Origin of the sequence: Caulobacter sp. S45 (genome assembly GCF_903642205.1) — a bacterium.
In the GTDB taxonomy this organism is placed as follows: domain Bacteria; phylum Pseudomonadota; class Alphaproteobacteria; order Caulobacterales; family Caulobacteraceae; genus CAHJWH01.
In genome coordinates this window covers 1-12002 of sequence record NZ_CAHJWH010000100.1, presented here as the reverse complement: position 1 = coordinate 12002, position 12002 = coordinate 1, and the positions used below count along the sequence as shown (strand labels likewise).

12 protein-coding genes and 1 pseudogene are annotated in these 12002 nt (G+C 67.2%); 3 read left to right on the top strand and 10 right to left on the bottom strand.

The genetic code is table 11. The features are described from left to right. The 5 genes and pseudogenes from HUV06_RS10645 to ligD all read right to left on the bottom strand — a co-directional run. Nucleotides 1–807 (bottom strand): annotated as a pseudogene (locus HUV06_RS10645) (hypothetical protein); the annotation flags it as partial. Between the two features lie 410 nt (nucleotides 808–1217). After that, complete coding sequence (locus HUV06_RS10640) at nucleotides 1218–1466, bottom strand: hypothetical protein (RefSeq protein ID WP_174301251.1); 249 nt, start codon at nucleotides 1464–1466, stop codon at nucleotides 1218–1220. 675 nt (nucleotides 1467–2141) lie between these two features. Continuing rightward, complete coding sequence (locus tag HUV06_RS10635; RefSeq protein WP_174301250.1) at nucleotides 2142–2930, bottom strand: exodeoxyribonuclease III; 789 nt, start codon at nucleotides 2928–2930, stop codon at nucleotides 2142–2144. A gap of 3 nt (nucleotides 2931–2933) precedes the next feature. Then, nucleotides 2934–3401, bottom strand: a complete 468-nt coding sequence (locus HUV06_RS10630; RefSeq protein ID WP_174301249.1) for an NUDIX domain-containing protein — start codon at nucleotides 3399–3401, stop codon at nucleotides 2934–2936. A gap of 10 nt (nucleotides 3402–3411) precedes the next feature. Beyond that, nucleotides 3412–6027 (bottom strand): DNA ligase D, encoded by a 2616-nt coding sequence (gene ligD / locus HUV06_RS10625; protein WP_174301248.1) that lies wholly within the window; start codon nucleotides 6025–6027, stop codon nucleotides 3412–3414. 117 nt (nucleotides 6028–6144) lie between these two features. Between ligD and HUV06_RS10620 the strand changes: the two genes are divergently transcribed. Next, complete coding sequence (locus tag HUV06_RS10620) at nucleotides 6145–6381, top strand: DUF5961 family protein (RefSeq protein ID WP_174301247.1); 237 nt, start codon at nucleotides 6145–6147, stop codon at nucleotides 6379–6381. Between the two features lie 90 nt (nucleotides 6382–6471). Next, a complete protein-coding gene (locus tag HUV06_RS10615) occupies nucleotides 6472–7332 on the top strand; it encodes a Ku protein (RefSeq protein WP_174301246.1) in 861 nt (286 codons plus the stop codon). 254 nt (nucleotides 7333–7586) lie between these two features. Here HUV06_RS10615 and HUV06_RS10610 read toward each other — a convergent pair whose 3' ends face one another. Further along, entirely contained in the window at nucleotides 7587–8228 is a 642-nt protein-coding gene (locus tag HUV06_RS10610; RefSeq protein WP_174301245.1) for a hypothetical protein, read from the bottom strand. A 35-nt stretch (nucleotides 8229–8263) separates the two neighbouring features. Here HUV06_RS10610 and HUV06_RS10605 point away from each other — a divergent pair, with 35 nt between their 5' ends. After that, on the top strand, nucleotides 8264–9211 hold the full coding sequence (locus HUV06_RS10605; RefSeq protein WP_174301244.1) for a hypothetical protein: 948 nt from the start codon (nucleotides 8264–8266) through the stop codon (nucleotides 9209–9211). Nucleotides 9212–9585: 374 nt separating this feature from the next. Here HUV06_RS10605 and HUV06_RS10600 read toward each other — a convergent pair whose 3' ends face one another. The 4 genes from HUV06_RS10600 to HUV06_RS10585 all read right to left on the bottom strand — a co-directional run. After that, nucleotides 9586–10041, bottom strand: a complete 456-nt coding sequence (locus HUV06_RS10600) for a DUF3429 domain-containing protein (RefSeq protein ID WP_174301243.1) — start codon at nucleotides 10039–10041, stop codon at nucleotides 9586–9588. A gap of 13 nt (nucleotides 10042–10054) precedes the next feature. Continuing rightward, nucleotides 10055–11476, bottom strand: a complete 1422-nt coding sequence (locus tag HUV06_RS10595) for an NAD(P)(+) transhydrogenase (Re/Si-specific) subunit beta (protein ID WP_174301242.1) — start codon at nucleotides 11474–11476, stop codon at nucleotides 10055–10057. Then, nucleotides 11473–11877: a hypothetical protein gene (locus HUV06_RS10590; RefSeq protein WP_174301241.1), complete on the bottom strand. Its 405-nt coding sequence runs from the start codon at nucleotides 11875–11877 to the stop codon at nucleotides 11473–11475. Before HUV06_RS10590 ends, HUV06_RS10595 begins: the two co-directional genes overlap by 4 nt. Then, nucleotides 11874–12002, bottom strand: a 129-nt coding sequence (locus HUV06_RS10585; RefSeq protein ID WP_174301240.1) for a proton-translocating transhydrogenase family protein, incomplete at its 5' end; no start/stop codon positions are given. The genes HUV06_RS10590 and HUV06_RS10585, both read right to left, overlap by 4 nt.

The following is a 12002-nucleotide window of genomic DNA, read 5'->3' as shown; positions in this document are numbered from 1 at the left end:
GTCCATCATCGGCGCGACCAGGCACCTGAACTCAGGCCGTACATCTCGGAGAACGAGCACGACGTGATCGGCTCCGCGGAAGGTCAGGATTTCCGGGGTCTGGATGCGGTCGTACGCAACTGCCGGGTCGAGCCCGCGCTTCATCAGCACTGGGTCGTTCGCGGGGTCGGAGCCGATCAGGTGGAAGCGCGCCTGCGCGTCCAGGAAGCGCTCCGGCGTGCCCACCGGGCTGGTCAGCTGAGTGTAGAAGAAGCCCGATCCGTCATCCAGCCATTGCGGATTGGTGTACTGGGTGTTGGGGATGCGCTCGGGGAGATCGCGCCCGGTGGCGGTTTCCAGCACGTGCAGGACGCTGTCCTCGCTCCCGTTCGGCGACAGGCCATAGGCCACCCGGGCGCCGTCGGGCGAGGCTTCCCACCAGTCGAGCGAGACGTGGCCCGTGGCGCCGCCCAGCGCTGTGGGATCCACCAGCACTCGCGCGCGGCCGCCCTCCCGGACATAGAGCTTGTAGTTGTCAGCGCCGACCGGACGCTGCTGGTAAAAGAGCTTGCCACCCACTCTCTGCACCCGCGAGGTAAGGGCCGTGTCGCCCGATAGCTGCTGCACCCGAGCGGCGAGACGGTCGCGTGCAGGGATGGCGTCCAGGACCGCTCGGGCGTGCGCGTTCTGGGCCTTGAGATAGGGCAGCCAATCCGGGTCTTTCGGGTCCTCCATCCAGCGGTATGGGTCGCTGACCGTCTCGCCGAAGTAGACGTCTTTGACCTTGACCTTCCTGGCGACGGGAGCCGGCGGGACGCCCGCCGCCAAAGTCTCGGCCTTGGCGCCGGGGCCCAGGCATACTGCCCCAACGCTTGCGATGAGATGTCTGCGGTCTATCCGGATCATGATGGCTCCCCTACGAGGTTAGAAGATCGCATCGGCAAGCAGGCGTCCAGCCTTCGCTGCTGCAGCTTGTTTCTTCCGAACGGTCGCCTCAGTCCGCTGCCGACTGGACAGCGCCTTGCCGCCAAGGCGCTGTGATCTGAGCTCATCTCCTAGAAGCTTCGTTCAGACCAGACGCCGAGCACGTTGCCGCTGATCTGGATAAGCACGCGCGAGCCCGGGAGGTTGTGGTTTCGGAAAGCCGGCGCGGCGGCGTGATCCTCTGGACGGCGACGGTCATCGGCTCCCCCCGGCGCGGCTTCAGCCATCCTATCAGGTCCAGTCTCCGCAGGCGGTCAGCTTTCGTCCCATGGCGGAGGCAGCCGGCCGGCCTTGAAGAGCACCACCGGGTTGTCGTCGTAGTCGCCCATCTCGACGTCTGCGGACACGCTGTAGGCGATCACGCCCTCGCGGACAGGCGCCAGTCTCTCCGCCTTGCGGGCGGCTTCAGCCGCATCCTTGCAGCCGACCGGCTGCTCGGCCCTAAGTCCTCTCCCGCGCCCTGCGACATAGGCCTGGACGATATGGACGGTTTCACAGGGCATTGTTCGACATCCTCCGCAGACGCTTGCCTTGAACGCCTAAGGGAGGAGGTCCGTTGTCCGACAACCCACAAGCGGACGCAGACGGCCATCGATGAGGCGGAGTGGACCCTGTCTGAACAGGGTGGGTTTCACGCTAAAGGCACGGACGCGCTGCCGGGCATGACGGTAGCGGGCTGAGTCGCGACTAACGGCTCCTATGGCTACGGATGCGCATGTCCGGTGTGGTGGCTGGACCCATGGCCTCCAACCCTTGGCTGCGGCTCGCAGACCAAGCTGCATAACGCATTTTATGTACCATGTGGTGATTGAAATCGGGAGCGCCATCGCTCCACCAGACCGGACCTCGCTCCCCCAGGGCGTTTCGCAACATCGACCGCGGCGTGGGCTTGAGTTTTCGCAGCTTCGTTCTCGATCCTGATCGCGGTCCGCACCGCGCCCCGGGCGTGCATTAACTGCTAACTAAAGCCCGCCGTGCATCGTCATCCAGAGCCGGATTGGCCATGCGCCAGAGACGACCGCGGACTACGAAGTAGCGGCCGTCGGGCGTCACGAGATGGTGGGCTCCGACACGAGCGGGTCCCTTGATGTCGTCGCTCACGGCCGGCGCGCTCGCGACGACCGCGTCACGCTTGATCGTCTCGCCGGGCCGGCAGGTCGCGCGGACGCCGCAGCGCCTCACACCCGTCCCTGGCGCTGATCGATCTCGATCCAGGTGGGCGCATGGTCGCTGGCTCCCTCCTCTCCTCTCGCCACGCGGCTCACGCCCGCAGCCACCAGCCGTTCCGCCAAATCGGGGCTTAGAAGTAGATGATCCAGCCGCATGCCTTTGTCATCCGGCCAGCGATGACGCAGATAGCCCCAGAAGGTCCACAAGGGCCCGTCGGGCTGCATCGCCCGCAAGGCGTCCGTCCAGCCCTGGTCCAGCAGCCGCTGAAAGGCGGCCCGGCTTTGCGGCTGCAGCAGCGCGTTCGCCCGCTCGTGATGGCCCGGCCAGATGTCGGCCTCGGTCGGCACGACGTTGTAGTCACCGGCGAGGACGACGGGCACACCAGCCGTCATGAGATCGCCGGCGTGGACGATCAGCCGCTCGAACCAGGCCAGCTTGTAGTCGAACTTCGGACCCGGCTGCGGATTGCCGTTGGGCAGGTAGATCGAGGCTACCAGCACGCCGTTCACCGCCGCCTCGATGTAGCGGGCCTGATCATCGGCCGGATCGCCGGGGAGCGAACGGCGTGTGATCACCGGCGTCGCACCGCGGGCCAGGATGGCGACGCCATTCCACGTTCGCTGGCCTCGCCACACTGCGCCATAGCCCGCCGCCTCGATGGCTTTAAGCGGAAACGCCTTGTCCTCCGCCTTCAGCTCCTGCAGGCACACAACATCGGGCTGCGCCGTGCCAAGCCAGTCGAGCAGGTTGGCCAGCCGCGTGTTGACGTTGTTGATGTTGAAGGTGGCGATCCTCACCGACTAGGCGCCCTTCGCCAGGAACGCGAGGGTCTCTCGCACGAGCGGCGCCTGAGACGGCAGGATGCGTCGTAGAGCCTCCGGTCCGTCAAAGAAGGCCACGCGATCCATCTCCGGAAACCTCGCGCGTCGCCCCGATCGCGGTGGCCACTCCATCTCGAACTCGCCGGGCCTGAAGGCGGTGAGGTCGAGGTTGCCCTCGGCCGCCCAGCATAGCACCGTCTTCCCGCCGGCTTGGCGCACGGGTGCGAGCGGATGGGTGATCGGCGGAGGGCGGAGCCCTGTCTCTTCGTGGAACTCGCGCAGGGCGGCGCTGAGCGGTTCCTCCTCCAGTTCGAGCAGGCCTTTCGGGATCATCCAGGCCCCGAGATCCTTGCGGGCCCACAGAGGGCCGCCCGGGTGGGCGAGCAAGAACTCGGTTCGCGGGCCCATGCGCCGGTAGACAAGGAGGCCCGCGCTGGTCACGCCCATCGGTCGAGCGTCAGACCTTGCCCAGCCGCTTGATGGCGTTGGCGAGGGACCGCTCGCCGTCGCAGTAGTCGGCCCATGCGGTGAGCTTCTTCACCAGCCCCGGCACGGTCCGCACCGTATACTTGCTGGGGTCGAGGCCCTTCTTCACCTGGCTCCAGGTGACCGGCATCGAGACCGGCGCGCCTGGGCGCCCCCTCGGCGAGAGCGGCGCGACGGCTGTCGCCATGCGGTCGTTCCGCAGATAGTCTAGGAAGATGCGCCCGGTGCGCTCCTTCTTGGCCATGTTGATCAGGTAGCGGTCTGGCGCGTCGGCGGCCATGACCTTGCAGACGTCGCGGGCGAAGGCCTTGGCCATATCCCACTTGACGTTACTGCCGTCGAGCGGCGTCACCACGTGAAGGCCCTTGCCGCCGGTGGTCTTGCAGAAGCTGACCAGGCCGAGTTCTTCCAGGCGGTCGCGGACCTCGCGCGCGCTCTCGATCACCACCTCGAACGCGACGTCGGGCGCCGGGTCCAGGTCGAAGACCAGCCGACCCGGCTGCTCGGGCTCGAACGGCTCGCAGTTCCAGGGGTGCAACTCCAGCGCGCCGGTCTGGGCCGCTGCTACCAGAGCTTCGACTCGGTCGAACTGAATGTAGGGCTTGCGGTCGCCCCAGACCTCCACCTCGGTGATCAGCGATGACTGCCCCTTGGCGACGTGGCGCTGGAAGAAGTTTTGCGCTCCGTTGACGCCGTCCGGCATGCGGATCATCGAGCAGGGCCGCCCCTTGACGTGGGCCAGCATCCACTCGCCGATCGCCTCGTAGTACCGGGCCAGCTCCATCTTGGTCACCGGTTTGCCGTCGCCAGCGTCCGGCCAGAGCGGCTTGTCAGCGTGCGAGATGGTGATTCCCATGACCGGCGTCGATCCACGCGGCATGACGGTCTTCGTCTTGACGGTGGCCGCTTGCGGCTCGCTCAGCTCCGTCGTGGCGGGAGCCGGCGTCTCGGCCTCCACCTGATCCGCGGGCTTGTCCTCCCGGAGGCCCTTGAACGAAGCCTGCCGGATGGAGCCGTCGCCTGTGAAGCCGGCGTACTGGATTTCGGCAACCAGCTCGGGACGCACCCAGTGCACGCCGGCCGCCTTCTTGGGCGCGCCCTTGCCTTTGAAAGAGCTGACGTCGCTCTCCAGCGCCTTCAGGCGCGGCATGATCCGCGCCACGACGTCCCGGCCGAAGCCCGTACCGATCCGGCCGACGTGCACGAGTTCGCCGTCGCGGTTCACGCCCGCGATCAGGGAGCGGAAGGCGTCGCCGCTCGTGGTCCAGCCGCCGATCACCACCTCGTGCCCTTGCCGGCACTTGGACTTGCCCCAGCTCTCGCTTCGGCCCGACTGGTAGGGCGCATCCAGCCGCTTGGAGACGATGCCTTCCAGGTCCATGCGGCAGGCCGACAGCAGGACAGCGTCGCCGGCCGTGATGAAATGATCGACGTAGCGGACGTTGGCCGGAGCCTCCGCGACGTGGGTTTGGAGCTTCGCCTTCCGGTCGGCGAGGGGGAGCGCCCGCAAATCTTCCTTGCACGCAAACAGTTGGTCGAAGACGAAGAAGACCAGGTCCTTCGTCCTGGCGTTGGAGATGGCCGCCTGCAGGGCCGCGAAGTCGGGTGCGCCGGTATGATCGAGCGCCACCACCTCCCCGTCGATGATCCCGTCAGGAAGGCCTGCGCCGCTCGCGACCACTTCTGGGAACTTCGACGACCAGTCGAGTCCGCTTCGGCTGAGGAGCTTCGCCTCGCCGCCGACGGTGCGTAGCTGCATGCGGTAGCCGTCGAACTTGATCTCGTGCGCCCAGCCCGGCCCAGAGGGCGGCTTCTCAAGCGACTTGGCGAGCTGAGGCTCGATGAAGGCCGGGAGCGCGGCCACGCTCGTCGGCTTCGAAGGCGAGGCCTTCGACTTTTTCGAAAGGATCAGGCCGGCCGGCGCGCTGCCATCCCGGTCGCTCCGCCAGACCGATCCGGCGGCCGCGCCTTTTGCGGTCATGAACGGCGTGGCCGCCGTCCCCTTCCCGTTGGCGATCTCGGTCATGGTGCGGCCGGATGCGATGGAGTGGTCATCGTCGGTCGGTCCGGGGTCGCTTTCCACCGCCCCCTCATCGTGATGCTTGATCAGAAGCCAGCTTGCCTTGCCGCGGCTGTCGCGCTTGGTCCGCACGAGCACCCATGAACCGTGCATGCGCTCGCCCTCCATGACCAACTTCAGCTCGCCCTTGGTCAGCGCCTCGCCGATCTTCTCGAAGCCCTTCTCCGGGGCCCAATAGCCCCGGTCCCAAAGCATCACCGTCCCGCCGCCATACTGGCCCTCGGGGATTGTCCCCTCGAAGTCGCCGTAGTCCAGGGGGTGGTCCTCGACCTCCATCGCCATCCGCCGATCCTTGGGGTCGAGCGAGGGACCCTTGGGCACGGCCCAGGACCGGAAGGTCCCCTCATACTCGAGCCGCAGGTCGAAATGCAGGTGGCTGGCGGCATGCTTCTGGATGACGAAGCGCAGCGCTTCGGATGGGACGACCCTGGCGTCCTTCCCCGATGGCTCCGCCGTCTGCGAGAAGTCACGCATCTCCTGGTATCTCACGAGCTTGGTGGCGACCACGGCTTGCTCCGACTCAGGCTAAGCTAATGAACGAGCACTTCGACCACATGATCCGACCGCCGGCGCCCGACGTGAATCCTTATCCGCCGTCGCGTGTTTGGAGACCAGGAGACCACCATGCCCCAAGCGTCCCAATCCCGTCGGTTCAGCGTTCACGCCCGCCATGTCGAGGCGCACCATGCCCGCGTGCTGGAGGAGCGCTCCTTCGAGGCGGCGGCCGTCGCCTATGTCGAGGACCTCCACGCCATCGGTGGCGAGCACGAGATCAGCGTCATCGTGCGCGAACTCGACAGCGGCCACGAGCACTGCTTCCGCATCGACCTGGAGTCCGGCGACACCGCCGCCTGCGGCTAGGTTGCGTTGCGGCCGAGCCGAACTAATCACCTCCATCGTCGTTGAGTCGAGTCGTCGCGGCACGTCGTAACGCCGCATGGGGACCCCGACATGGCTTACCGCCCGACTTGGCAAGGACACCTGAAGCTCTCGCTCGTGACATGCCCGGTCGCTCTCTACACGGCGATCAGCTCGGGCGGTGATGTTCACTTCAACCTGATCAATCCCAAGACCAACAACCGCATCAAGATGATCACGACCGACCCGGATACCGGGCCGATCGACCGGTCCGAGCTGGTGAAGGGTTACGAGGTCTCCAAGGGCGAATACATCCTGCTCAGCAACGAGGAGATCGCATCGGTCAAGCTGGAGAGCACCAAGACCATCGACATCGAGCGGTTCGTCGCCGGCGGCGAGATCGACCGGCTATACTGGGACCACCCCTACTTCCTAGCCCCCGACGGGAAGCTGGCCCAGGAGGCCTTCGGGGTGATCCGCACAGCCATGGAGAAGTCCGGCCAGATCGCGCTGGCGCGGGTGGTGATCGGTACCCGCGAACGCATCCTGGCGCTGGAGCCTAGGGACAAGGGCATCCTGGCATACACGATCCGAACCGACGCGGAGGTGCGCAAGCCTGACGAGATCTTCGCCGGCATCAGCGACAAGGCGGCCGATGCGAACATGATCGCCATTGCCGAGAAGATCATCGAGCAGCAGGAAGGGCCCTTCGACCCCAGCCGGTTCGTCGACCGCTACGAGGAGGCGCTGAAGGCGCTCATCGAAGACAAGAAGAAGGGGCACACGCCCGCCAAGGTCGCCGAGCCGGAAGACACCAACGTGGTCGACCTCATGGCGGCGTTGCGCGCCAGCCTCAATGCTAAGGGCAAGGGCGCGGCCAAGGACGAGCCGAACAGCAAGGCCAAAGCCGCAAAACCAGCCACGGCTAAGCCGCGAGCTCGCAAGGCGGGCTGACCGTCAGGTCTCGCCTCCGGCCTGGCGGAAGGTTTCGCTCGCTTCGACAATGATGATCGCCGCGGTTTGCGTGCCTCGACATAGACGTTCTTCGCCTTATGCAGCGATCGCGTGGGCGCGCGTGGACGGCAAGGGCCGGCTTGCGAGGGCCAGGAGCCAGGGGCGCAGAACCGCTTGATCGTCTCGCCTGCAGCACGCGAGCTCCCGGAAGGGCGGCGAGCCTGAGAGCTGATCGTCGGGAAACGCGGCGCGGCTCAAGGTGGCGGAGGTCGCGGCACGGATTGAGCGTCCAAGTCGATCGGGAAATCGGCGAAGAAGATCGGGTAGCGACCCGTCTTGCCCTGTTCGACGACGCCGAGCAGTTCGGTTAGCCAGCCGGCGTAGGTCCAATCTCGCCCCGCACCGTGCTCGGCTAGCTTCGGAAAAGCTTGTAGGAAGTGGACGGCCAACTCCCGGGCGGGCCAAGTCTCCGCGCCGGCCCAGCCGAAGTAACCCGGGTCCGCCGACGTGTAAGCGGCGAACAGGCCGTTCGCGGGGCTGGTGTCGCGGATGGAGAAGCCATCGCGCTCCATGTTGGAGGCGCAGGTGATCGAACAGCGCCAGTGCATGCCGCTGGGCGACATACCGGGGGAGACGCGCAGTCGTTGATAGCCCGCCTTGTGCAGCTCATGCACCATGGCCACCAGCCGTCCGGTCCGTCTGACGATGAGGCTTGTCGGCGGCGACAAGGAGATTGGGCGTGGAGCGTTCATGGTGGGCGGATCGCTTCTTGGGGGAACACTTGATGTCACACCTCGCGCCGCATAGACCCGGGCCGGGAGGTCGGCCAGCCGCGGGCGCCGGCTCGCCTTGCCCTTGGTGACGATTGAAGCTCTTTCGGCAACGCTCCGGATCAAGCCGCCGGATCCTCGGCCCGGATCAGCCAGCTCGGATGAGCCCGCCGCAAGGCGAGGGGGCCGCGCTTCTGGCGGCGCTGGATGAGCTTGGCCTGCCCTGGCGAGAGACCCGCGCCGCGCTGATGGCGCGATATGACGCGAGACCACATCCGGCTTACCAGTGGGACGTGGTCGAGGTCCCCGGCCGGCCGGTGAGCACGCTGCTCTGGCCCCTGTCGATCCAGGTGAAGCCTCAGTTCTCGCCCGACTATCCCGCGGGGCGCTTCTCCAGCGCTGCCTACTATGGCGAGGACGCCTACAAGAACGTGGATCGCGCGGCAAAGGCGATGTCCACCTTGCTCGGTCCCGCCCGTCCTGCGGTGCGCCACAACACCTACCAATGCGAGTGGAGGGCGGGCGCCACTTCGGTGCGCCTGACCAGCTGGCCACCGGAGCTGCAGTCGCCCAAGCTCACCAATCCGTCCCACGAGCGCGAGCCCCGGCTGATCACGGCCTGCCATGTGGAGGTGGTGACCGGCTTCCGCCCCACGCCCAGCCCGCAGGAGGAGGCCTGGCTCTTGAGCTTCTTGGCGATCGCGCCGATCCGCGGCGACCGCCGCATGCAGCCTGAAGACGTCACCAAGCTTGCGCCCATGGAAGCTCAGGTGGAGTTCGTTCGCGAGCCGGGAGACCACGTCGCCCGAACCTTCGGCCTAGTCGGCGCGTCGGCGGATGGCAGGGCGCTTATCTTCTGCCACACCCAGCTGTTTGTCATTCCCCTAGACGTCGTAACCGCGTTCCGGGTCGAACGCCTGATGCCCGCCAAGGGTGGCGGCGGATCGTGGCTGGAGGTGATCTGCAAGACCGGCGAGCCCAACTGGCCGCGCAAGACGGTCAAAATCCACAGCGCGGACGCGCCAGACGCCCTGAACGACTTCGGCGCGGAGCTGGCCGGCTATCTCCGCAGACCCTTCGAGCTTGGCAAGCCCAGCCTCGACGTCTGAGCGCGAGGGACGGTCGGCGCCGACAGGCCTGCAGCATCGCCTGGTACTTTCAAGCCAATACGAAGGCCAATGCACATCGAAAAGGGCGCGTCGATCCGGTCGTGGGCGGGACCACCGATCTGACCCGGCGTCACACCGCCGGTCCATCGCCGCCGCTGCGACCACTCCACCACGCTCGACGGCGCAACGCTCAGCGCCGCTGCAACCTCCCGCACACTCTTGCCGCCGCCAGCCGGGCCATAGCCGCGCCCGCCAATCCATCGACAGGGGCCTGGTCGTCGGCGCTGGCCTCCGACCCAGCATCAAGCTTGAACCAGACAACCGTCAGCCTGTGAATCCCAGCTCGGTTCACAGAAGCTTTATCCCGCTCTAGCCTAGACGCTGGCCGCCGCGCCCACGAGCATGCAGCCGACCGCGCCCGCGGTGAGCAGGTGGCGGAGCGAGGGATACCAGGCGGGCATGTCCTTCGACCAGACGTCCCACGTCCATTGCGCCAGGAAGGCCAACGACAGGCCCACCAGCCGCCATGGGTTGGGCACGCCCATGGCAATGAGCAGGAGGAAGGCGACGATGGTCGGCAGCATGGAGACGCTGATCACGACCGCCCGGACCGGCCGCCGCCCGATCTCCAGTCCCCAGCGGCCGCCGCCCAGGAAGGACAGGATCAGCGCCCCGTAGGCGATCAGCTCCAGCTGGGCCAGAGCCAGACCGGGGAACAGCACCGCGGCCACAGCCCCGCCGAAGAAGGGGATCAGACCCAGGCCGCCATAGACCCAGGTGACGACCGGCGGCCGCTCTCGGCCCAGGCCGGGGAAAGTGAAGCGGCTCAAAGCGCCAGGCGCCTCACAGCGCCTTCAGGATGCCCTCGACCATCTTCTTGGCGTCGCCGAACAGCATCATGGTGTTGTCGCGGAAGAACAGCTCGTTCTCCACTCCGGCATAGCCCGCGGCCATGCCGCGCTTGATGAACAGCACCGTGCGCGCGCGTTCCACCTCCAGGATCGGCATGCCGAAGATGGGCGAGGTGGGGTCGGTCTTGGCGGCGGGGTTGGTGACGTCGTTGGCGCCGATGACGAAGGCCACGTCGCACGCTGCGAACTCGGCGTTGATGTCCTCCAGCTCGAACACCTCGTCGTAGGGGACGTTGGCCTCGGCCAGCAGCACGTTCATGTGGCCGGGCATGCGGCCGGCGACAGGGTGGATGGCGTACTTCACCTCCACCCCCTCCTTCTTCAGGGTGTCGCCCATTTCGCGCAGGGCATGCTGGGCCTGGGCCACCGCCATGCCGTAGCCGGGGACGATGATGACCTTCGACGCGTTCTTCATGATGAAGGCGGCGTCGTCGGCGGAGCCCTGCTTGACCGGGCGGGTCTCCTTGGCGCCGCCCGGCCCCGCGACCGCCGAGGCGTCGCCGCCGAAGCCGCCCAGGATCACCGAGGCGAAGCTGCGGTTCATCCCCTTGCACATGATGTAGCTGAGGATGGCCCCCGACGAGCCCACCAGGGCGCCGGTGATCACCAGGGTGGTGTTCTCCAGCGTGAAGCCCAGCGCCGCCGCCGCCCAACCCGAATAGCTGTTCAGCATGGACACCACGACGGGCATGTCCGCACCCCCGATGGGGATGATCAGGGTGATCCCCGCCGCCAGCGCCAGGGCGAAGATCAGCCAGAAGGCCCAGATGGCATGACCGCCGCTCGCCACCAGCACCATGATGAGCACCACCACCGCGATGGCGATGGCAATGTTAATGAGGTGGCGGCCGGGCAACAGGATGGAGGCGCCGCTCATGTTGCCGTTCAGCTTGGCGAAGGCGATCAGGGAGCCGGTGAAGGTCACCGCCCCGATGGCGACGCCCAGCGACAGCTCGATCAGGCTCTCCAGCTTCACCGACCCGTCCGGCAGGCCGATGCCGTAGGCCGCCGGCGTATAGATGGCCGCCACCGCTACCAGGCAGGCGGCCAGACCCACGAGCGAGTGGAAGGCCGCGACCAGCTGGGGCATGGCGGTCATGGGCACACGCCGGGCGACGACTGCGCCGGCGCCGCCGCCGATCCCCACGCCCACGACGATGAGCGCGATGGTGACCGCGTCCAGCGCGCCCTGGCCCCAGAGGGTCAGGAGCGCGGTGCCGACCGCGATGGCCATCCCGATCATGCCGAGCTGATTGCCGCGCCGGCTGGTCACCGGGCTGGACAGCCCCCGCAGCGCCAGGATGAACAGGACGCCCGAGATCAGGTAGGCGATAGCCGCCAGGTTGGCGTTCACGCGCGTTCCTCCCCAACCGGGCGCGAGCGCACCCCGGCCTCCCCTGCCGCGCGCGAGCGCACGCCCTCTGAGTCCCACACGCCGATATCAGGCCGCCGCCGTTCCACCCCGTCCCAGGCCCGCCGGTTGCGCAGGCCCGCGGCCGCCTGGGCCACGACGGCCATGATCAGCAGGACCACCGCCGCCTGCACCGGGAAGGCCGTCGAGCCTTCGACCGAGCCGATCATCGGGCATGACTGGGTCAGGGCCAGGCTGGTCAACATAAGGCCCGAACCGTTCAGCATCCGCACCACTTCGGGCTGGCGCAAGATGACCACCACATAGGCGGCCAGGCCCGCCAGCCCCACGGCCAAGCCGGTCCAGCCCAGGGCCGAGGCGTTAAAGGCCGCGTGGCCGGTCACTTGGCCCGGTCCTTCTTGCGGTACATGGCCAGCATCCGCTGGGTGACCAGGAAGCCGCCGAAGATGTTCACCGCCGCCAGCCCCGCCGCCACCGCGCCCGCGCCTTTGGACACCCAGACGTGGGC